Raw genomic sequence first — 21,642 nt, forward strand, 5'->3', positions numbered from 1 at the left:
GGCATGGGATAGCCAAAACACATCTTTTGGCTTACCAAAGCTATTTTTTAACACGGCTTCTTTAGATAACCAATGAGTATACTCGAACGCAAGGAGAAGCTGAAACGGAAGGCGAAAGGGAAGACTGAGGAGGACGACGAACTCGACGGGAACGAGGGCGAAGACGGGCACGACGGGAACGAAGTCGAAGACGAACACGACGAGCGCCAAGAAGAACCCGACGTGCTCACGATCGACGACGAGAGAACCGACGAGATTCTGAGTTCGGTATCCTCCGAGACGGCGCGCGAGATACTCGTCTCGGTTCACGGTTCTCCCAAGATACCCACCGACCTCGCCGACGAACTCGGTACGACGACGCAGAACGTCCGTTACCATCTCGACAACCTCGAAGAAGCGGGACTCGTCGAGGTCTGCGACATCTGTTACTCCGAGAAGGGTCGTGAGATGTCGGTCTACCAGCCCTCGGACGCGCCGTCGATGCTCGTCTTCGGCAGTGAGACGGACGGTCCCCGTATGCGTAAGGTTCTGACCAAGGTCTCGTCGTCGGTCGGTCCCGCCGCGATAGTCGTGGTCGTAGCGGCGAAGGCTAAGTTCGTCTTCGAATGGCTCTCGGACGTATGAGAAGGATCACGTTCGTTCTCGTGCTTCTGGTCGGCTTAGCCGGTGTCACAGGATGCCTCGGCGGCGAGGTCGATACTATCGACGCCGACATATCGCCCGACGCCGAACCCGCGGAGACGAACGAGACGGGCGACGAGATACTCGCCTCCGGGCTCAGTTCGACCGAGGACGTTGACTCGTACACCGTCGAGAGCAGGAATGGCTTCGCGTTCGGCGCTTCGCAGTTCTTCAACGCGAACGTCTCTATGGAATCGAACAGCCGTTTCAGTACGGCGGAACAGGAGTCCATCATCGATACGGAGGGTGTCACCGACTTCTCGTTCCTCGGTCTTCTCGACAACACCACTGAGTTCGAGACCACGGTCTACTCGGAGGGGAACACGACGCGCAGACGGACTGTCGAGAACGGGAACGCGACCGGATGGTCGGAAGCCGACGCCAACTACAGCCTGACGGAGACGGTGTTCGGCACGGACGCGCTGTCGTGGATGAGGAACGGAACCGAAGCCGAACTCCTCGGTGAGGAGCGCGTCAACGGCGTCGACACGTACGCACTGCGTATCAACGTCACACGAGAGACCTACCGGAACATATTCATGCACTCGACCGCCGCTGTTGGTCTCTCCGCGGGTGGTGTGGAGGACTCCCAGGAGTCCGAACAGCCCGAAGAGCCTGAGGACGGCGAGTTCAACATCACCGACGAAACAGCACCCGAGGTCTACCTATGGGTGGACAAGGAGACGCGGCGTCCCGCACGTTTCGCCTACCTGTTTACGGCGGACAGTAGCAACGGATCCGCGGAGGGTGACGGAGGAGGGCTGAATGCCGCCTTCAGCATGCTGTACGAAGCCGACTACAGCTACGAGGAGGTCGAGGTTGAACCGCCGGAGGGACTGTGAACCCCCTCACCGCGCTCGAACCGTCTTCCCACGTATATATGCGTAAACAGAACCCCGTAGAAAGCCGTCGTAGCTGACGACGACGCGACACGTAGGAGGCTCTCGTTCTCGCCGCCTCCGTTCCCGACGCCGAGTATACCCGAAAGGAGGAAGCCAGCGACCACTGAGAACGTGCCCGCGAGGAGGACGACCTTTACCCGTCTCATCCTTACGGAACGCCAGCTTTCCCTGAGTGAGCCGACGACGCCCGCGCCTGAGACGAAACACGCCTCGGAGACCAGAACCATCTTGACGTAGACGACGAAGGCGCTCGCCAAGCTAACCAAGAGGCTAACGACGACCGCCACAGCCGCGATCGCCAAGGTCAGTATCGGTGTCTTGGACAGACCGATCGGATCCGGAGCCAAGACGGTTCCTACAGCCAACGGGATCATGGGAATACCGAACGCGGCTACTATAGCGACTATAGAGAGGGCGCGTGCCATGAGCGCCGAGGGTAGGCGGCGGAGCACCTTCCAGAAACGTCCGACAGCGCCCCGGTCGGCGTTGACGAGGTCGTCGACCGCGCATAGATCGACGTAGCCCCGCGCGGAGACGAGTAGGAGGAACAGGAAGGCGTCGGAGCCTATGAACGTGTACCATCGAAAGAAGGCTTCGAGTAGAATGAGTGCGACGAAAGGCGCGACCGCTGTCGGGTAACGCCGGAACAGACCCCCGCTCCAAAGCATACTGTCGACGGTCGTACGGCGCTCCGTCTCGTACCTCGCGTTCGTGCAACGCGGACAGTCGCAGTCTGACATCCGTTTCTACCGGGATGGCGAACGCGTCGCAAAAAGGGGCTACGGTATCGGCGTCGTCCCCGCATGGGTACCGGCGTGGTTCGTCCTATCCCGACTCACCCAACATCATATCACGTCTGTACCTCCTGTACGCCCATCCGACCACGAGCGTCACGACGAGTATCATGGCGAGAATAACGCCGACAGCGCCTATGAGGTTGACCGCGACACCCATCGAGTCTATCATACCGAGCGCGAGGAGGAGGAACGACGCGACGACGAAGTAGACGGAGATGAACAGACCGCCGTGTAGGTCGACGAGCCTGTTGTACGCGTCCGACAGGTCGACGTTTTCGGGTCGGAACTTGAGCCTGTAGGTCGTCTTCCCGGCTACCATGTAGATCCACGAGACGGAGAGAAGCGAACCAGCCCAGACGAGGACGCCGAAGGTCGAGAAGGGGCTTATCTCCGAGAAACCCAACGAGTCCGTCCCGGACGGGTTGAGTATCAGCGCCGTGGCGGACACCAGAACGCCCGCGACGAAGAAGCCGAGTCCGATGACACGGAGCGAGTCCGCGGACAGCGTCTCGAACGAGTCCGACATCTCCTTTTCGGTACGGTCTTTGCCTGTCATTTAGACTTGGTTAGACGGATACGGTCAAAACAGTTCCGCCTCACGGAGACGGTATCCCAAAAGATCTTTTTAGCTTACGTCAGCTATATTACCCGAACGCACCAACGGAAGTACAATGAACGGTAGAACATGGAACCCCGGAGACGAAGACGGTACCGACGAACCGAACGTCGGGGATGAGAACAAGGACAGGGACGGTGACAGGGGTGAGGGAAGCGACGATGGCAGGGATGATGAGGTCAAAGACGGAGGCGAAAAGACGGGCGCAGACACCGGAACCGTCGTCCGCCGACGGGGTAAGACGCGTATCGAGGCTACACGGTCACAGGAACGTTCGCGGGGTTCGGGTCACAGATTCGTCGTCCGTAGAGGGAAGTTCGAGACGGAAACCGTGGACGAAGAAGGCTGACCCCACCGAACCCGTCCCGGCGCCCAGGTCAGGGGAGTAAAGTATACGCGGAGTCACGTCGGTCTATGCTCAAGTTCGAGCTTTACAACGACAAGGCGGACGAATGGCGGTGGCGTCTCAGGCACAGAAACGGCAACATAATGGCGGACAGCGGAGAGGGGTACGTCAGGAAGACGGACGCCAGAAACGCGATCGAGACGGTGCGTGACCACGCGGGCGACGCCGATGTGGAGGAGATCTGATCTCACACCGATGTTTGTGTAAACCATACAAAGTATTATACGCGCCGGCACCGTACTATACGTATGCCCGAATCGATGACCGAGTATCTCAGACAGGACATGGAGTGCGAGGGGCTTCTCGAATGCGTACACGGACTCAAGAAGCTCGACCGCGACTGCTACCGGGTTCTCGTCGATGCACAGGACGCGCTGACCGTCGACGATGTTTCGGAGCACGTCGACCGCGAACGTTCCACGACCTACCGCTCCGTACAGCGTCTCATGCAGGCGGGTCTGGTACAGAAGGAGCAGGTGAACTACGACGACGGCGGCTACTGCCACGTATACCGTCCCGTCGCTGTCGACGAGGTAGCCGACGAGATGCGCCGGACGCTGAACGACTGGTACGCGAAGATGGGTCAGCTTATACAGGAGTTCGAGGAGAAGTACGATGAGGAGACCGTGGCGGTCGCGGACGGTTAGGTGGTCGGACGGTCGAATAGATGGACTGTTAGGTGATCGAACTGTTAGACAGCCGGGCGGTCAGGTGTCTCCGAAGGTATATTGTGCCGTACACCCAAAACTATTAATTCCCGTGGCGCGTACGTTACGTCGATGTCACAGAAAGCAGAGAAACCGGAGCATGCGGACACCCCACGTGAGTTCAAAGACGCCGTAGACGACGGACGCGTACTCGTCGACTTCTACGCCGACTGGTGCGCGCCGTGTAGGACGATGGAACCCGCTGTCGAGGAGGTGGCTGACGAAGGCGTGCGCGTCGTCAAGGTGGATATAGACGAGAACCAGAAGACAGCGTCGGCGTACGGCGTCCGTAGTGTTCCGACGCTGATCGTCTTCGAGGACGGCGAGCCTGTCACGCGCGCGGTTGGCGCGAAGTCGGCGGACGAACTCCGCGAACTCGTCGGACGTTGACGCGCGCGATGTAGATACTGTCGGTGTACGGTTTACGGAACAGATAGGCTGTGTAGAGCTACCGTACCCAAGGGTTACCCTTATGACCGAGGAGCGTGACCCTGATGTAGATGGACGACGATAAGAGTAGGCGCGCGTTTATTGCAGGCGCGGCGTCGGCGGGAGCCGTTTCCGCAACCGGATGTCTCCAACGTCTTCCTTTCGTAGGAGGCTCTTCGGACGACGGCGGAGAAGGGAACGAAACCGACGACGACACGGCTTCCGGCACGGGGGATACGAACTGGCGTAGCTTCCAGTACGACGACTCCAACACGGGTTACAGCGCGGATGCGACAGTTCCGGTCAGAAGCTTCGAGGTTGACTGGGCGTTTGAGACGGCTCGTTCCGTCCAGTCGTCGCCCGCTGTCGTAGACGGAACAGTCTACGTCGGCTCCTACGACAAGAGCCTCTATGCCGTAAACGCCTCGGACGGATCCGAGAACTGGAGCTTCGAAACCGGGTATATCATCGGTCTATCCTCACCCGCTGTTGTCGACGGAACAGTCTACGTCGGCTCCTTCGACAGCAACGTCTACGCCCTCGACGCGTCGGACGGCGACGAGGTATGGAGCTTCGAGACGGGGGGGTACGTCCTGTCGTCGCCCGTGGTGGTAGACGGAACCGTCTACGTCGGCTCCTTCGACGGCAACGTCTACGCACTCGACGCGTCGAACGGCGACGAACTATGGAGGTTTAGAACCGGCGACTCCGTAGGCTCCTCGCCCGCTGTTGTCGACGGAACAGTCTACGTCGGCTCCTTCGACAGCAACGTCTACGCACTCGACGCGTCGAACGGCGACGAGGTATGGAGCTTCGAAACCGACGGTGAGGTGCTCTCGTCACCCACCGTCGTCGACGGAACGGTCTACGTCGGTTCGCGCGACGGACGTATGTACGTCCTCGACGGTGAGACGGGGACGGAGGAATGGAGCTACGGTACCGACGGCGGTATACTCGGTTCGCCGGCGTACGCAGAAGGCAACCTCTTCTTCGGTAGCCAAGACGGAAGTGTCTACGGTCTGAGGGATTCGGGCGAGGAGAGATGGACGTACGAAACCGACGGCGAGGTTCAGTCGTCCCCGACGGTCGGGATGGGCGTGGTCTACGTCGGTTCGCGCGACGGATACCTGTATGCGCTCAGAGGGGACAACGGCGAAGAACTCTGGAGCCTCGAAACCGGTGAAGGGGTAGAGTCGTCGTCGGGTGTTGACTCATCACCCGCGCTCGCCGGCGGTGCGGTCTTATTTGGTGCGAACGACGGTAACGTCTACCGTCTCAGCTAAAGCCGTCGACCACGGTACGTACATCATCGACCAGTTCGGCGGGGTTGGGTGGCGTCCCCGTGTAGGCGCGTTCCACGTAGCCGTCCCTGTTTGCGAGCAGTATCATCGACGTATGCGTAAACTCCATCGCGGCGTCGGGCGGGTTGCGTTCGTAACCGACGCCGAAGGTGTCCTCAACGACCTCGCGGGCGCGTTTCTCTCCGTCGGGGCGTAGGAAGTACCAGTTCTCGGCGTCGAGATCAGCCCCGCGCTCTTCGCCGTACCTCCGCAGAACGTCTGCGGTGTCGTGCGCCGGATCGAACGTTGTCGGTAGGAAGACGATCTCGTCGGAGTACCCTTCTTCGGTGGCGTCGACCTGCGCCTGAACGAGGTTGGAGGTGAGCGACAGGCAGACCTCTGTACACCGTGTGTAGATAAACGTCATCAGGACGTGTCTTTCGCCGACAAAGCCGCGCGTCGAGGGATCGGTACCGCGTAGGGGAGCTTCGACGGTGGCTTCGGGTATGCGTTCGCCGTATAACGGACGCGGTAGGTCAGCCTCCGAGAGCATCTCGTAGTTTTCGGGCGGTGAAAGAGCCGTGTTTCCGTTATCCCCGATGCACCCCGTCGCTGTGACGGATGCGGAAGCCGCGACCGCCGAAAGGAAGTTTCTTCTGTCCATCGTCGCGGATACGCGGTCGTGTATCAAAAGGGCTGTCTTCGGCGACGGCTGATGACGCCCGACTGATCTACGAGTGGCGGCGTACCGTCGTTCATTTCGTTGACAAAACCGGTTCGTTAGATACGAGTACCCCGTCGTTCTACGAAGGTACGATGCAGAAGCCCGACAACACGTACGTCGAACCGCCCGTCGATACAGGCTTCGACGAACCGGGGGCGCTGTCGTCCGACGAAGCCCGCGAACAGGTGGCGTCCCTGCGCGAGGCTATACGGTACCACGACCACCGTTACTACGTCGAAAACGACCCGGTTATCTCCGACAAGACGTACGACGCACTGTACGCGAGGCTCGAAGCTCTCGAAGACGGGTTCGGGTTCGAAGACGAGAACTCACCGACACAGCGCGTCGGCGGTGAGCCGCTCGACGAACTCGAAACACGCGAACACGTCGTTGAGATGCTCAGCCTCGACTCGTCGGAGGACGAGGGTGAGGTACGGTCATTCGGCGCGAACGTACGCGACGTCTGCGGTGACGTGGGGTACCACGTCGAACCCAAGTTCGACGGTCTTTCGGTCGAACTCGTCTACGAAGACGGCGAACTCGAAGCCGCGGTTACGCGAGGCGACGGTGTCGTGGGCGAGGACGTGACAGCGAACCTACGGACGGTGGGTTCCGTCCCCCTGAGACTGCGCGACGCGCCCGACGAAGTCGTCGTACGTGGTGAGATACTGATGCCCAAGGAAGGCTTCCAGGATCTGAACCGTCGGCGCGTCGAACGCGGTGACGAACCGTTCGCAAACCCGCGTAACGCCGCCGCAGGTACGGTGCGCCTCCTCGATCCGTCCGTGGTCGCCGACCGCCCCCTCGAAGTCTACGTCTACGACGTTCTACGTACGTCGGCGGACGTAGCTTCACAGACCGAGGCGGTCGAACTCGTCGAGTCTCTCGGCTTCCTCGTCGACGACGACAGCGCGCTCGTGGACGACGTAGACGGCTTCGTGGGGTACCGTGACGAGATGCTCGACAGACGCGACGAACTCGGCTACGAGATAGACGGCGTCGTGGCGAAGGTCGATAGCTTCGACGCACGCGACCGTCTCGGCGAAACCTCGGCGCACCCGCGGTGGGCGTTTGCGTACAAGTTCCCCGCCAAGACCGACGTGACACGCGTGACTGATATCGCCGTACAGGTCGGACGGACGGGGAAGCTAACCCCCGTCGCCCTTCTCGAACCCGTCGACGTAGACGGTGTTACCATAAGCCGTGCTTCGTTACACAACCAGAAACAGGTGCGCGAACTCGGCGTGTCGGAGGGCGCACGCGTCGAGGTCGAACGTGCGGGCGACGTCATACCGCAGGTGAAGGAGGTCACCGACGACGCCGACGACGGCTTTTCGATGCCCGAATCCTGCCCCGTCTGTGGCTCGGATACGATCCGCGAGGACGAGCACCACTACTGCACCGGCGGCGTCGCGTGCCCTGCACAGCTACGGTCACGTCTCGAACATTTCGGCTCGCGCGACGGTATGGATATAGAGGGTATAGGCGAGGAGGTAGCCGCGTCGCTCGTCGACGAAGGTCTCGTCTCCGACCTGCCCGACCTGTACGAACTCACCGTCGATGAAGTCGCGGCGCTCGAAGGCTTCGGCGAACGGTCGGCGCGTAAGCTCATCGATGAGATAGAGGCGGGCAAGGATACCGACCTCGTCTCGTTCGTGACCGCCCTCGGCGTCCGACACGTAGGCAGGGAGAGGGCGCGTAAGCTCGCCGACGCCTTCAGGCTCGATCAGCTCCGTGAAGCCACCGTCGGCGAAGTAAGACGCGTCGAGGACGTGGGCGACGAGGTCGCCGAGAGCGTCGTAGGCTTCTTCGGGGGAAGAGGCGGCGAAACAGTCGACAGCCTGCTCGCCCACGGCGTCGAGCCTCAACGCGAAGAGACGGGCGACGCGCTCGAAGGAACCAAGGTCGTCTTCACGGGATCCGTGGAGGGCTACACACGGCGCGAACTCACCGATCTCCTCGAAAAGAACGGCGCGGACGTTACGTCGTCGGTAAGCGGTGAGACGGACTACCTCGTCGCGGGCGAGAATCCGGGCGAGAACAAGATTGAAGACGCGCGCGAGCATGGCGTTGAAACGCTTGACGAGGAAGGCTTCCAAGAGCGTGTCCTCAGCCGGGTCGACTGACCACAGACTCTTTATCCCCTCCGAAGTTACGTGAACCGATGAACCTCGACAGTCTGCGCGACCATGTCTCGGAGAACCGCCGCGGTATGGTCGTCGATCTCGTCTTCGCCGTCGTCTGGGTGACTCTGGCTACAGTCATAGCTAATGCGCTCAGTGCGCCCGACTACGCGCGTTACATACTGATGCTCGCAGGAATACCCGCGTACTACGCCTTCTTCATAAGCCTCGACGTGATCGACGAAGACGACTAAGCTACTCCTCGACGTCGACCACGAAGACCGGAAGATGCGTGGTGCGGAGTACGCGTTCGGCGACGCTACCGAGGAGCGCGCGTTTCACGCCGCCGCGACCGTGCGAACCCATCACAATAACGTCGATACCGTTGTTCTCGGCGTACTTTACGATGGTGTCGTGCGGGGTTCCGGCGCGTACCTCCTCCACTACATCGACGCCCTCCTCGCTGGCGCGGTCGGCGACACGACCCGTCGCTTCCTCGGCACCCTCCTTCACGTCGTCCATCTCGTCCAGACCGCCCGACTTGAGACGGTCGAGCTGTTCTGTGCCGAGCGAGAAGTTTACTGCGTCTATATCGACGACGTACAGCGTATGTAACGTCGCTTCGTACCGTTTCGCCATCTCTACGGCGTGCTCTACCGCTACCTCCGCCGTCTCGCTTCCGTCTGTTGGAACCAGTATGTTGTCGTACATGTTTTAGTCGTCCGCGGGGTCTTCGCCCCCGTCGGTCACTATGTCTTCCGCCGTCTGTTGTCTCTTCATCCTCTTGGGACTGTGGCACTGACGTACGATACGTTTGGTCTCCTTCGGCGGTTCGGGTGTCGCGTACGAAACGGCGATTGTGACGATGAAGACCACGGGCGTCACGATGAGCGCCGAGCCTATCGCAGGCATCCATGTTGCGAGCGCGGGCGAGAGCGTCTCACCTCCGAGGAGTCCGTACGTCGGAACGACTTCGTTTATAATCGGTACCGACCAGAGTACGAGACCAGACACCATGCCTGCTATCGCACCCTGTCTGTTGGCGTTCTCCCACCAGAGACCGAGGAAGAACATCGGGAACAGGACGCTTCCCGCGAGCGAGAAGGCGTACGAGACGAGCGCCGCTATAGGTGCCGCGGGATCGAGCGCCGCAAGCGTCGTCAGCGCACCGAGTGCGACGACGCTGAGACGTCCCACGATTATCTGTTCGCGCTGTGTCGCGTCGGGGTTGACTATGTTGGTGTAGATATCGTGCGAGATAGCCGACGAACCCGCGATGAACAGACCTGCTGTGGTGGCTATCGCCGCCGCGATACCGCCCGCCGCGACGAGTCCGACGAACCACGTGGGTAGGTTCGATAGCTGTGCCGCGAGAACGACGATAACGTCGGCGGCTTCAGTAGCCATACCGCCTTCTCCGTAGACGGGTCCGATGTTCTCGGCGTACAGATCGGTGCCGAAAGCCGCGAACGCGGGTGCGCTCCAGTAGAGGAGGCAGATGAAGAACAGCCCCCAGACCGTAGACCACCGTGCCGTTCGCTCGTTCTCAACGGTGTAGAAACGGACGAGTACGTGCGGTAGACCCGCCGTACCGACGATGAGTGAGAACGCCGTGGCTATCCAGATGTAGAAGCCGTCGAAGTTACGGAACGGCTCCGCGAACTCGGCGCTGAGGTCGTTGATCAGAGCGCCGTACTGTATCTGTGGAAGGAGGGTCGAGTAGCCGTTGACCCAGCCGACGACGAAGACACCCGCGAGGAAGGCGACGATCAGTATGGTGAACTGTACCGCCATGTTCTTCGTTGCACCGAGCATCCCTGAGAGAGCGAGATACGCGACGGTTATAGTCATCATCAGGACGACCATCGACTGGTAGCCGGTCAGACCCGGTATACCGATGTCGCCGAAGATGTACAGACCGACGAGACCCATACCGCGCGCCTGACCGATCGAGTAGACGAATCCGATTAGGAACGTGGTTATAGCGGCGAGCGCACGCGCCGTGTCGGAGTTGAAACGGTCGCCGACGAAGTCGGGTGCGGTGTACTTCCCGAAACGGCGTAACTGCGCCGCGAGGAAGATCAGTATGAGGAAGAAGTTGGCTGTCCAGCCGACGACGAAGGCGAGACCGTAGATGCCCGATGTTGCGATCAGCGCCGCCATGCCGAGGTACGACGCCGCCGACATCCAGTTCGCGCCTATCGCCATACCGTTCTCTATGTTACCGATCGAACGTCCGGCTACCCACATCCCCTCTGTGTCGGATATCTTGAAGACGTATCCTATGACGAGGAAAAGCAGGAGCATCGCCGCGACGAGGACGCCGGGTACCGGCTTGAACGAGACGTTCAGCCCTTCGGGTAGGAGACCCGACTGTAGGACGTACGCAAGGCTCATGCCTCACCACCCCCGTCAGCCGCGGCTTCTCCGGCACCATCAGGCGTCCCGCCTGTCTCCGTGGAACCCTCACCTATACCGTACTTATCGTCAAGCGCGTCGCGTCTCCGCGTGTACCAGAGCGACAGGAGGAGCGTACCCGTCGGTCCTCCGACAGCCATCAGGAAGTAATGCAACGGGAAGCCTATCACGGGCATCGTCGTCGACATCGCGTCGGGTGCGACGAACGTCAGCACCGGCGGCGCGAAGACGATGACCGCCCAGACGGCGAAGCCCTTCCATATCATACGCAGATGGTCACGCATGAACGGCGTCGAAGGGCTGAACAGGCTCACCTCCGATTCGAGGTAGTCTACGTTTCCTCCGTCGGTTCTCGCCTCCCCCTTCGCTCCGTCTTCCTCGGTAGACGTTCTACCGTCCCCGTGTCTATCTTGTGTCATGTTTTGTGAGTTCTGTGAAACGGTTTTTCTTAGTCTACCTTGCTCTGTATGTCGTTCACAACGTCGGGATTGCGCAACGTACTCGTGTCCCCAAGGCTCTCCTCGTTCGATATGTCTTCGAGGAGGCGGCGCATGATCTTACCCGAACGCGTCTTGGGGAGTTCGTCGGTGAAGATAACCTCCTCAGGACGCGCGATAGGTCCGATAGCCTCCTCGACGCCCTCGATCGCGCGTTCGCGGAGTTCGTCGTCCGCGACGTATCCGTCCTCGATGATCGCGTAGGCGTACACCGCCTCGCCCTTGAGTTCGTGTTCCGCACCGACGACGGCGGCTTCCGCGATACCTTCGACGCCGACGATGGCGCTTTCGACCTCCATGGTTCCGAGACGGTGACCTGAGACGTTTATTACGTCGTCGACACGTCCGAGTACGGTTATGTAGCCGTCGTCGTCTATCTTCGCACCGTCTTCGGGGAAGTAGACCCATTCGTCGGCGTCGGGGTTCGAGTACTCGTCCCAGTACTCGTTTATGAAACGTTCGTCGTTTCTGTAGAGCGTACGTAACATCCCGGGCCAGGGCTTGTCGACGGCGAGGTAGCCCGCGTCGCCCGCTTCTACCTCGTCGCCTTCCTCATCGACGACGTTCGCGCTTACACCGGGTAGGGGCGGACCTGCGCTACCCGGCTTCATATCACCGACACCGGGGAGCGTGGTAACCATCATACCGCCGGTCTCCGTCTGCCACCACGTGTCGACAACAGGGCAGTTCTCGTTACCGATGTTCTTGTAGTACCATTTCCATGCGCGCGGATTGATAGGCTCGCCGACGGTTCCAAGGAGGCGCAGGCTCGAAAGATCGTGCGCCTCAGGGTACTCGCTTCCCCATTTCATGAACGCCCTTATTGCCGTGGGTGCTGTATAAAGCTGGTCGACACCGTACTCCTCAACTATCTCCCATAGACGATCCTTGTCGGGGTAGTCGGGGGTGCCTTCGTACATCACTGTCGTCGTTCCGAGTGCGAGAGGACCGTAGACGATGTACGAATGCCCCGTAATCCAGCCTATATCCGCCGAGCACCAGTACGTATCGTCGGGCTTGATGTCGAGTACGGCGTGCGATGTCCACGCGGCGTACGACAGGTAGCCCCCGGTCGTGTGCTTGACACCTTTGGGCGTCCCCGTCGTACCGCTCGTGTACATCAGGAACAGCATGTCCTCGGCGTCGCGCTCGACGGGTTCGACCGTCTCGCCCTCGTGTTCGTCGACGAGTTCGGAGTATCCGTACTGGGTGCTACTGATGTCGCCGTCCGCGCCGAGCCTGTCGACGAAGACGGATGTAACGTCGTGGTCAACGTCGTCGACGCCCTCGCTCGCCTTGCTCGCGTGGTCGAGAGGGTCGCCTCTGCGGTAGTAGCCGTCGCAGGTTACGAGGAACTCAGAGTCGGCGCTTTCCATACGTGTTGCGAGGGCGTCGGCGGAGAAGCCTGCGAAGACGACGCTATGCGGCGCACCGATACGAGCGCATGCCAACATCGCTATAGGTAGCTCGGGTATCATCGGCATGTACATCGTCACCACGTCGTCCTCCTCCACGCCGATGTCGCGGAGCGCCGCCGCGAACTCGTTTACCTCCTCGTGTAGCTCCTCGTAAGTGTACGTACGTTTCTCATCGACGGGTTCGCCGACCCATTCGATGGCAACCTCGTCGGCACGCTCATCGAGATGTCTGTCGACGCAGTTGTACGAGGCGTTTAGCCTGCCGTCGACGAACCATTCGTAGAACGGTGCGTCTTCGTCGTTCAGTACCTCGTCGTACCCTTCGTACCAGTCGAGTAGCTCCGCGGCTCTCTCCCAACATCCGGGCCAGTTCTCCTCGAACTCGTCGTAGATCCCGGCGTCCGACACGTTCGCCTGCTCAACAAACTCCTCTGAGGGTTCGAACGTGTCTTGCTCTTCGAGACGGGCTTCTAACTGTACATCCTTTTCTGACATAGTACATCTTCAATAAGGAACGTTCGTAGTAAACCTACGACCTAAATGAGCAAACCCACCCTCTAAACTCTTAGAAACTTTCTATGAGTTGGCAACATTATTCGTCGAAAAGCGCGCTCAGTATCTCGCGCTGACCTTTCCGAAGGTGGTTGTGAAGAGTAGGCGAGGAGATATCCATCGAGTCGGCTATCTCCTCCGCGGTACTCCCTCTGGGCCAGTCAAAGTACCCCCCGAAGTAGGCGGCTCTGAGAGCATCCTCCTGTCTGTCGGTCAGCCTCGCTGTCACGTCCTCAACGAAGCCCTGTGTCGGCTGTGGCTCCCTGTCGACCTCGTGCTTGCCTGCGAGATAGGTCTGGGGAAACGTCTCCTTGATACCGTCAACGACCGTCTGTAGGTCGAGACCGTGGGCGGAGTCGGCGACCACCATACCTGAACCTTCGTCGAAGACAGCCTTCGATATACGGGTTCCGTAGCCGTGGAGGAGACGGACGACCGAACCCCCGGAGACGGAGAACTCTATGAGGGCTTCGGAGCCTTCCTGTTCGACGAGACGGAAGTCGTCGACACCTTCAAAATCACCGACGGCTTCGAGTACGTTGGTGCTGTCGGTTCCCCTGAGGGTGACGTGGAGTATATCCACCGACTCGGACGACGAGACGACGGAACGGAGATCGAACTCACAGCCGAACCTGTCGGAGAGCGAGACGAGAAAGTCACCGTCGTCGGTGGTACGTAGCTCTATCTCGACGACCGTGTCCGCCGAGAGAGCCTTCCTACGCCGTTCGGCTGTGAGCGCGTGACCCAGATGTCTTCCGACGACACCGAGGCTGTCGTACGCGTCACCGCCGAAGCCGTCTTTGCTTCCGACACCGACCGTGCCGAACCTCCTGCCCCCGTGCTCGACGGGGACGGCGAGAACCTCTCCCGCGTCCCCTACGTCGTCGGCGACGGAGACACCGTCGACCTTGTCCGGGAGTTCGGCGCGCGCGCCGTCGACGGTATCCTCCGACGCGCCGAAGACGGCTTCGATAGACGGCGTGCCGTCGACGCCTAACCGTTCCATCCATGCGAATCCGTACGCGGAGGCGAGCGCCTCGCAGACAGCTTCGATCTTCTCGTCCCTGTCGTCGGCTTCGACCGCGGCTTCGACGACAGCTACGAGGGACGTGTCGGACGCGCGCCTCGTTCGCTCTCTCTCGAAGGCTGTAAAGACCTCGTCGATACACGGCTCCTCGACGTGTCTTTCGAGGCTTCCGAGGCTCGACCATCCGCCCGCTGTCTTCACGGCGTTGGGGTCGAGACCTTCCTCGACGAGCGCGTGGCGCGCGAAACGGTCACGGAGGTCTCCGGGGCTTACGTCTCGTAGATCTTCGATGCCCGTCTCGTCCGCGGCGGCTTCACCCGCTTCCGAGACCACCATCTGTATACGTCTCTCGGACACGTCTATCAGCCTTTCGTCGTCGGATACGCGACTGCTGTTTACGTAACGGACGAACTCGGCGTCGAGACCCGGCGGGATGTAGGCTGTACGTTCACCGTCGGTCTCACGTACACGCAACGCCGACCCGTGGAAGTCGTCGAGTTCACGACGATCCGATGGACGTAGACGCCCGATCTCGGACGCGCGGAGACCCGCCTCCCCTGCAAGACGCACGACGAGACGTTGACGGTACGTCCGTGAGGCGTCGACCAGCCCCTCGTACCCCGGCGTCGAAAGACGGTGTTCCATCTGTCTTCGTAATATGACGCACAGGAGAAATTAAATCTACCGGCGCGAGGAACCTCTCGGCGCAAAAGCCAAGACACAGACGTTTCGTATCCTGTATCAAAGACGAAACTACTCTTCTTCTCCGTCTATCGCCTCTATCTCCCCCACGACCTCGGGGTTTCTGAGCGCCGACGTATCCCCAAGAGGCTCGTGGTTTGCGATATCTTCGAGAAGACGACGCATGATCTTACCCGAACGCGTCTTGGGTAGCTGGGTCGTAAAGACGACCTCCTCCGGCTGTGCGAAGCCTCCGATACCGTTCTCAACTGCGGTCGCAACCTCGTCGCGGAGGCTCGCGTCGGCGTCGTACCCGTCCTCGGTGATGGCGTAGGCGTAGATACTCGTCTCAGTACCGTCGGAGCCTACGACGGCGGCTTCCGCGATACCTTCGACGCCGACGATGGCGCTTTCGACCTCCATGGTTCCGAGACGGTGACCTGAGACGTTTATTACGTCGTCGACACGTCCGAGTACGGTTATGTAGCCGTCGTCATCGATACGTGCCTCATCGCCCGAAAAGTAGACCCATTTGTCGTCGTCGGGACGTGAGAATCCGCGCCAGTACTCGTCGACGTACCTTCCGTCGCCGTCGTGTAGTGTACGTAACATCCCGGGCCAGGGCTTGTCGACGGTGAGGTAGCCCGCCTCTCCGCTCTCGACGGCTTCGCCGGCGTCGTCGACTACCTCGACGGAGACGCCCGGCACCGCGGGTCCTGCGTTTCCGGGCTTCATATCACCGACACCGGGGAGCGTGGTAACCATCATACCGCCGGTCTCCGTCTGCCACCACGTGTCGACAACAGGGCAGTTCTCGTTACCGATGTTCTTGTAGTACCATTTCCATGCGCGCGGATTGATCGGCTCGCCGACGGTTCCGAGGAGGCGCAGGCTCGACAGATCGTGCGCCTCCGGGTACTCGCTACCCCATTTCATGAACGCCCTTATCGCCGTGGGAGCGGTGTAGAAGATATCGACCGAGTTTCTCTCGATAATCTCCCAGACACGCGACCTGTCAGGGTAGTCGGGCGTGCCCTCGTACATGACCGTCGTTGCGCCGAGAGCGAGAGGTCCGTAGACGATGTACGAGTGTCCCGTAATCCAGCCTATATCCGCCGAGCACCAGTACGTATCGTCGGGCTTGATGTCGAGTACAGCCTTCGAGGTCCAAGCCGTATGTGAAAGATACCCGCCGGTTCCGTGTACGACGCCCTTGGGCTCTCCAGTCGTACCGCTCGTGTACATCAGGAACAACGCCTCGCCCGCTTCGCGTTCGACGGGTTCGACCGTTGCGCCAGCGTTCGCACGTATCAGGTCGTCGTAGCCGTACTGTCCCTCTCCGAGAACGTGATCGAGTTCGTCACCGAGCCTGTCGACGACTACGGTCGTGATCTCGTTGTCCAGACGGAGGACTGCGTTGTCGGCTTGGCTCTTCTGGTTGAACGCGTTTCCGCGTCTGTAGTAGCCATCACATGTTATGAGGAACCCGGAGTCGGCGCTTTCCATACGTGTTGCGAGGGCGTCGGCGGAGAAGCCGGCGAAGACGACGCTATGCGGCGCACCGATACGTGCACACGCTAACATCGCTATAGGTAGCTCGGGTATCATCGGCATGTACATCGTCACCACGTCGTCCTCCTCCACGCCGATGTCGCGGAGCGCCGCCGCGAACTCGTTTACCTCGCGGTGGAGATCCTGGTAGGTGTACGTCCGTGTCTCCTTGAGCTTACCCACCCATTTCAGGGCGGCGTGGTTCTTACGCCCGGATTCGAGATGTCTGTCGACGCAGTTGTACGAGGCGTTTAGCCTGCCGTCGACGAACCATTCGTAGAACGGTGCGTCTTCGTCGTTCAGTACCTCGTCGTACCCTTCGTACCAGTCGAGTAGCTCCGCGGCTCTCTCCCAACATCCGGGCCAGTTCTCCTCGAACTCGTCGTAGATCCCGGCGTCCGACACGTTCGCCTGCTCAACGAAACCGGGAGGTGGCGGAACACTGCCGTTCTCTTTGCCTTCGGATCGCTCCGTCATTACCCCCGGTACAACGTCCGTCTTATAGTGTCTGTCGGCTTCTCCGTAGGAGGAACAGACAACTGTTTAACCCTCCGGTGACAAGCTTACATCGATGGTTGATATCGATCGGCGCAAGACGGCGCTCGCCGTGATCGGCGTACTCACGCTCGTGGCGCTACCCTCGTTCCTCCGGCACGCCGTCTGGCTCTCGTTCGGACAGGCTAACCGGATGGTGATACAGGGGCGTTGGGATATCGTCGCCCTCAACGTAGGTGTCTTCCTCGCCGTCCTCCTACCCCTCGTCTTCGGTATGCGGTGGAAGGTCGACTGGGGTTCGCGTTCGAAGTCGCTCGGCGTCTACGGCGCTTTCATAGTCTCCATGTTCGTCGAGATGTACGGCGTACCCCTCTCGTTCTACCTGACTTCGGCGGCTCTTTCCGAACCCGCGACCGTGGGGTACCAGCCGGAGTTCGTCGTCTCCTTCACCGTCTTCGGACAGGGGTTCGCTATGACGCCGTGGAAGCTGATCGGCGCGGCGATAACCGCCGTCGGTATCGGTCTCGTCGCCGTCGGATGGGCGGTTCTGTACCGAACCGACGAGGAGCTAAAGACGGACGGTCTGTACGCCTACTCGCGCCATCCGCAGTACGTGGGTATCATACTCGTCGTCTTCGGCTGGTTCGTTCACTGGCCCACGCTTCTCACGATGGCTCTTCTTCCCGTCCTCGTCTACTTCTACTACAAGCTCGCCCTCAGGGAGGAGGAGGAGGTGCGTGAGGTCATATCCGACGGTTCGAAGTACGACGAGTACGCCGAGACGACGCCGCGTTTCGTCTGAGCCACGGGAAACAGTCTTATGAGCCTCCGGACGAAGTTAACGACATGACAGACATGACAGACACGACCGTCGCCGTTATAGGCGGCGGCGTCGGCGGTATGACGACGGCGCACGAACTCGCCGAACGTGGCTTCGACGTCTCGGTGTACGAGAAAAACGACGCCCTCGGCGGTAAGTCGAGGAGCATAGAGACGGAGGACGGCTATCCGGGCGAACACGGCTTCCGTTTCCTTCCGGGTTTCTACAAGCATCTGCGGGGTACGATGTCGCGTATACCCGATGGTGAAGGAACGGTACGCGACAACCTCGTGGAGACGACAGAGATGCTACGGTGTTTCGGAGACGGCGAAAAGGTCAGGTCGCCTGAGAAGACGCCGCGCACACCGGGCGAACTGATCGACGCTCTACGTAACATGCTATGGCGCGACGCCGTTCCGTCGCGCGAACACGACTACTTCCTAAACCGTTTCCTGACACTCGCCACGTCGTGCGACGCGAGATGGCGTAACGAGTACGAGAACACCTCGTGGTGGGAGTTCACAGACGCCGACGAGATGTCGCCCGAGTACAGGAAGTACCTCGTCCGCGGCGCTACGAAGGTTCTCGTCGCCATGGATCCGGAGGAGAGTAGCGCGCGTACGATAGGCAGGATGACCGTCCAGACGGTCGCCGACATACTCGACCCGCGGAGGGATGTCGAGATACTGAACGCGCCGACGACAGAGGCGTGGATAGCTCCGTGGCGCGACCTTCTCGAAGGTATGGGCGTGGATATACACGTCGACTCAACCGCCGAGTCGGTCGGCTTCGACGGCGAACGCGTAACGGGCATCGTCGTCGACGGTGAGCGCGTAGAGGCGGATTACTACGTCCTCGCAACCCCCGTCGAGGTCACGCGCCGTCTCGTGACCGACCGTATGCGCGAAGCCGACGCGTCGCTCGCCTCCCTCGACCGTCTCAAGACCGACTGGATGAGCGGCGTCCAGTTCTACCTTGAGGACGACGTACCCCTCGTCCGCGGGCACGGTATCTACTTCGACTCGCCGTGGGCGCTTACGAGCATCTCACAGCGCCAGTTCTGGGACGTCGGCTTCGACAGGTACGACGGTATCGAAGGCATACTGTCGGTATGTATCTCCGACTGGGACTCCGAGGGCGTCGTCTACGGTAAGACGGCGAAGGACTGTACGCGCGACGAGGTCGCACGCGAGGTCTGGACACAGCTGAAACACCATCTGAACGACGAGGATACGGTTCTGGACGACGGTATGCTCGTGGGCTGGTACCTCGACGAGGCGATACAGCACGACGACGAGAAAGGGAGGAACGAGAACGAGGAGCCGCTTCTGGTCAACACCGTGGGTTCACTGCGTCACCGTCCCGACGCTTCGACGGCGATACCCAACCTGACGCTCGCCGCCGACTACGTACGTACCAACACAGACCTTGCGACGATGGAGGGCGCGAACGAGGCGGGACGGCGCGCGACTAACGCGATACTCGAACGCGAAGGCTCGTCGGCGCGCCGGTGTGAGGTCTACGAACTCGAAGATCCGCGTATCTTCGAGCCTTTCAAGAGAATGGACGCCGTCCGACACCGTCTCGGTCTGCCCCACGTCGGCGAGACGACCAAGGGCGTCTGGAAACGCGTCCTCGTAGGATAGCTACAGTTCGATCGACTTTTCGAGACCGAAGTAGGTGACGAACCTCAGGTCGTCGGCGTCGATGTAGACACGTCCGAGGTACAGTCCGTTACGTATCTTACGAACCTCGTCGCGCACGCGGCGTACCGGCGCTGTGTTCTCAGGGATGTCGTAGTCGAAGACGTAGCAGTCGCCCTCGTCGAACGTCGCGGGTACGACCTTTCCTTCGAACGGATATGCGTCGAACTCCGTCAGACCGAGGTCGAACCAGTTCGTCCCCTCTGCGAGATCGTCGGAGACGACATCGAGCTTCTTGCCGCCCCATCTCAGCCAGAACGTGTTTGCGAGGGCGACCGAAGCAGGGTTGTCGAGAAGCGGTATGTCGCCCGCGAGAACCGTACCGTCGTACTTGCCTTCGAGTTCGCCGACCGACGGCGCGGTCGCTTCACCGTATATGCCGTCGAGTTCTTCGCGCGACTTCTTTCTCAGGTCTTCCATGTCGAGGTACTGGGGGTCGTTAGCGCTCTTGACTTCGACTCGTGACATATTACCTTCTCGCAGTTCGGTCATAATAAGCCTGCCGGACGCCGCGCCCTCCGTTTCGAGACGCCGGAGGGGCAACTTGAGACGGCGCGCCGACGACGGAAGTCATTAGTTTAATTATCTATAAGCAACAACGCCGGGTAAATGTCCGGAAAGCGCGCTCTTGTGACAGGGGCATGTGGCTTCATAGGGAGTATGGTCTGCGAAAGACTTCTCGATAAGGGTTACGAGGTTCGTGGGACAGACCTCGAAACCGCCGACAGGTCGGGCATAGAGGAACTCGATATCGAGTTCGTCGCCGCCGACCTGACCGAGAAGGATGAGATACGTGAGGCTGTTCGCGATGTTGACGTTATCTTCCACACGGCGGCGCTGTTCAGCTACTCGTCGCTCATCGACTGGGAGGTATTCGAGGCTGTCAACGTCAACGGAACCGAGAACCTCTGCGAAGCCGCGGTCGAGGAAGGCGTCGGCTCCTTGGTACACTGGAGCACCTGCGGCGTCTACGGACCCCCCAAGGACGACCTCGTTCCCGTGAAGGAAGACCACCCTAAGAACCCTGAGTCGAAGTACGACCTGTCGAAATGGCTACAGGAGAAGAAGGCTATGGAGTACCACGGCGAGAACGGGTTTCAGGTCAAGGCGATACGTCCCGCTTCCGTCTACGGTCCCGGAAACACGTACGGCGCGGCGCAGGTCTTCCTCGCTATCGGAAACGGTCTTCTACGTATCTACCCGCTTCACTGCGACTACCACTTCTCCATCGCGCACGTCGAGGACGTCGTCCGCGCCGCCGTACATCTCGACGAGAACGGCGAGGGCGGCGAGGCTTACAACGTCGTCGACAACGCAGACTACACCGCGGCGCGTCTCATAAAGGAGACGGCGGCGATGATGGGCAAACGCGTCTACGGTCTACCCATCGACTGCAAGATGTACGAGCGCCTCGCCAACCTACGTTACTTCGTCCCGCCCATGGAGATGGCTTACGACGCACTTGACCGTGAACCGCCTTTCGAGGCGGACGCACTCCACTACCTCAAGGGCAACTACTGGATGGACAACACGAAGCTTCTCGAAACCGGGTTCGAGCTAAGCTACCCGTCGTTCCGTGACGGTATGCCCGAGACGGTCGAGTGGTACGAGGAACAGGGCATGATGTGAACGGCGGGACGGGCGACGTTTGGATGCCACAGTATGTAGTGCCTATACGGTAACGTCCGAGATATGGGCATAGGTTTTTGTTCTGTGAGCCTCTACGCCGCACAGAGGGTGGAAGCCCGCCTCACGGCGGAACGAGACCGGAGGTTGACGAGGTTAGCCCTTCCACGTACCACCGAGGGCGTTATC

General features: G+C 60.4%; 22 protein-coding genes. 12 read left to right on the plus strand and 10 right to left on the minus strand.

The genetic code is table 11. The features are described 5' to 3' along the window. Positions 1 to 72: 72 nt before the first annotated feature. Together EGH25_RS07080 and EGH25_RS07085 are read left to right on the plus strand one after the other, a co-directional pair. A complete protein-coding gene (locus tag EGH25_RS07080; protein WP_266087108.1) occupies positions 73 to 624 on the plus strand; it encodes an ArsR/SmtB family transcription factor in 552 nt (183 codons plus the stop codon). Beyond that, positions 621 to 1,523 (plus strand): hypothetical protein, encoded by a 903-nt coding sequence (locus EGH25_RS07085; protein ID WP_266087110.1) that lies wholly within the window; start codon positions 621 to 623, stop codon positions 1,521 to 1,523. The genes EGH25_RS07080 and EGH25_RS07085 overlap by 4 nt, the downstream gene beginning before the upstream one ends. On the opposite strand, the gene EGH25_RS07090 is transcribed toward EGH25_RS07085, so the two are convergent. Then, entirely contained in the window at positions 1,484 to 2,323 is an 840-nt protein-coding gene (locus EGH25_RS07090; RefSeq protein WP_266087112.1) for a hypothetical protein, read from the minus strand. The genes EGH25_RS07085 and EGH25_RS07090 overlap by 40 nt on opposite strands. Before the next feature lie 85 nt (positions 2,324 to 2,408). Then, positions 2,409 to 2,936: a hypothetical protein gene (locus EGH25_RS07095; protein ID WP_266087114.1), complete on the minus strand. Its 528-nt coding sequence runs from the start codon at positions 2,934 to 2,936 to the stop codon at positions 2,409 to 2,411. A 115-nt stretch (positions 2,937 to 3,051) separates the two neighbouring features. Here EGH25_RS07095 and EGH25_RS07100 point away from each other — a divergent pair, with 115 nt between their 5' ends. From EGH25_RS07100 to EGH25_RS07120, 5 genes are all read left to right on the plus strand, one after another. Continuing rightward, positions 3,052 to 3,345 (plus strand): hypothetical protein, encoded by a 294-nt coding sequence (locus tag EGH25_RS07100; protein ID WP_266087115.1) that lies wholly within the window; start codon positions 3,052 to 3,054, stop codon positions 3,343 to 3,345. A 65-nt stretch (positions 3,346 to 3,410) separates the two neighbouring features. Then, positions 3,411 to 3,587, plus strand: coding sequence for an HVO_2922 family protein (locus EGH25_RS07105; protein ID WP_276591938.1), 177 nt, complete (start codon positions 3,411 to 3,413; stop codon positions 3,585 to 3,587). 63 nt (positions 3,588 to 3,650) lie between these two features. Beyond that, a complete protein-coding gene (locus tag EGH25_RS07110) occupies positions 3,651 to 4,049 on the plus strand; it encodes a helix-turn-helix domain-containing protein (protein ID WP_266087117.1) in 399 nt (132 codons plus the stop codon). Between the two features lie 132 nt (positions 4,050 to 4,181). Beyond that, entirely contained in the window at positions 4,182 to 4,499 is a 318-nt protein-coding gene (trxA, locus tag EGH25_RS07115) for a thioredoxin (protein ID WP_266087119.1), read from the plus strand. 110 nt (positions 4,500 to 4,609) lie between these two features. Further along, the gene (locus EGH25_RS07120) at positions 4,610 to 5,821 is read left to right on the plus strand and encodes a beta-alanine-activating enzyme beta-propeller domain-containing protein (RefSeq protein WP_266087121.1); all 1,212 of its coding nucleotides are present in this window, start codon (positions 4,610 to 4,612) and stop codon (positions 5,819 to 5,821) included. Here EGH25_RS07120 and EGH25_RS07125 read toward each other — a convergent pair. Then, positions 5,814 to 6,482 carry an SCO family protein gene (locus EGH25_RS07125; protein WP_266087123.1) on the minus strand — a complete coding sequence of 223 codons (669 nt, stop codon included), beginning with the start codon at positions 6,480 to 6,482 and terminating at the stop codon, positions 5,814 to 5,816. The two genes, EGH25_RS07120 and EGH25_RS07125, sit on opposite strands and share 8 nt — an antisense overlap. Positions 6,483 to 6,634: 152 nt before the next feature. Between EGH25_RS07125 and ligA the strand changes: the two genes are divergently transcribed. Together ligA and EGH25_RS07135 are read left to right on the plus strand one after the other, a co-directional pair. After that, positions 6,635 to 8,668 (plus strand): NAD-dependent DNA ligase LigA, encoded by a 2,034-nt coding sequence (gene ligA / locus EGH25_RS07130; protein ID WP_266087125.1) that lies wholly within the window; start codon positions 6,635 to 6,637, stop codon positions 8,666 to 8,668. Between the two features lie 38 nt (positions 8,669 to 8,706). After that, positions 8,707 to 8,919 carry a DUF8119 family protein gene (locus EGH25_RS07135; RefSeq protein ID WP_266087126.1) on the plus strand — a complete coding sequence of 71 codons (213 nt, stop codon included), beginning with the start codon at positions 8,707 to 8,709 and terminating at the stop codon, positions 8,917 to 8,919. 1 nt (position 8,920) lies between these two features. On the opposite strand, the gene EGH25_RS07140 is transcribed toward EGH25_RS07135, so the two are convergent. The 6 genes from EGH25_RS07140 to acs (EGH25_RS07165) all read right to left on the minus strand — a co-directional run bounded on the left by EGH25_RS07140 (position 8,921) and on the right by acs (EGH25_RS07165) (position 17,286). After that, a complete protein-coding gene (locus EGH25_RS07140; RefSeq protein WP_266087128.1) occupies positions 8,921 to 9,376 on the minus strand; it encodes a universal stress protein in 456 nt (151 codons plus the stop codon). Positions 9,377 to 9,379: 3 nt separating this feature from the next. After that, entirely contained in the window at positions 9,380 to 11,062 is a 1,683-nt protein-coding gene (locus EGH25_RS07145; RefSeq protein ID WP_266087130.1) for a sodium:solute symporter family transporter, read from the minus strand. After that, positions 11,059 to 11,502 carry a DUF4212 domain-containing protein gene (locus tag EGH25_RS07150; protein ID WP_266087132.1) on the minus strand — a complete coding sequence of 148 codons (444 nt, stop codon included), beginning with the start codon at positions 11,500 to 11,502 and terminating at the stop codon, positions 11,059 to 11,061. Before EGH25_RS07150 ends, EGH25_RS07145 begins: the two co-directional genes overlap by 4 nt. Before the next feature lie 29 nt (positions 11,503 to 11,531). Beyond that, the gene (gene acs / locus EGH25_RS07155; protein ID WP_266087134.1) at positions 11,532 to 13,493 is read right to left on the minus strand and encodes an acetate--CoA ligase; all 1,962 of its coding nucleotides are present in this window, start codon (positions 13,491 to 13,493) and stop codon (positions 11,532 to 11,534) included. A 97-nt stretch (positions 13,494 to 13,590) separates the two neighbouring features. Further along, the gene (locus EGH25_RS07160; RefSeq protein WP_266087136.1) at positions 13,591 to 15,222 is read right to left on the minus strand and encodes a bacterio-opsin activator domain-containing protein; all 1,632 of its coding nucleotides are present in this window, start codon (positions 15,220 to 15,222) and stop codon (positions 13,591 to 13,593) included. 108 nt (positions 15,223 to 15,330) lie between these two features. Continuing rightward, positions 15,331 to 17,286 (minus strand): acetate--CoA ligase, encoded by a 1,956-nt coding sequence (acs, locus tag EGH25_RS07165; RefSeq protein ID WP_266087138.1) that lies wholly within the window; start codon positions 17,284 to 17,286, stop codon positions 15,331 to 15,333. A 94-nt stretch (positions 17,287 to 17,380) separates the two neighbouring features. Between acs (EGH25_RS07165) and EGH25_RS07170 the strand changes: the two genes are divergently transcribed. Together EGH25_RS07170 and EGH25_RS07175 are read left to right on the plus strand one after the other, a co-directional pair. Next, positions 17,381 to 18,106, plus strand: a complete 726-nt coding sequence (locus tag EGH25_RS07170) for a methyltransferase family protein (RefSeq protein ID WP_266087140.1) — start codon at positions 17,381 to 17,383, stop codon at positions 18,104 to 18,106. A gap of 44 nt (positions 18,107 to 18,150) precedes the next feature. After that, positions 18,151 to 19,770, plus strand: coding sequence for a hydroxysqualene dehydroxylase (locus EGH25_RS07175; RefSeq protein ID WP_266087142.1), 1,620 nt, complete (start codon positions 18,151 to 18,153; stop codon positions 19,768 to 19,770). Here EGH25_RS07175 and EGH25_RS07180 read toward each other — a convergent pair whose 3' ends face one another. Continuing rightward, a complete protein-coding gene (locus EGH25_RS07180) occupies positions 19,771 to 20,295 on the minus strand; it encodes a hypothetical protein (RefSeq protein ID WP_266087144.1) in 525 nt (174 codons plus the stop codon). Positions 20,296 to 20,436: 141 nt separating this feature from the next. On the opposite strand from EGH25_RS07180, the gene EGH25_RS07185 reads away from it, so the two are divergent. Next, entirely contained in the window at positions 20,437 to 21,456 is a 1,020-nt protein-coding gene (locus EGH25_RS07185) for an NAD-dependent epimerase/dehydratase family protein (RefSeq protein WP_266087146.1), read from the plus strand. Positions 21,457 to 21,642 lie beyond the last annotated feature (186 nt).

It is taken from the genome of Halorutilus salinus, from assembly GCF_026242195.1.
GTDB classification, from domain to species: Archaea; Halobacteriota; Halobacteria; order Halobacteriales; family Halorutilaceae; genus Halorutilus; species Halorutilus salinus.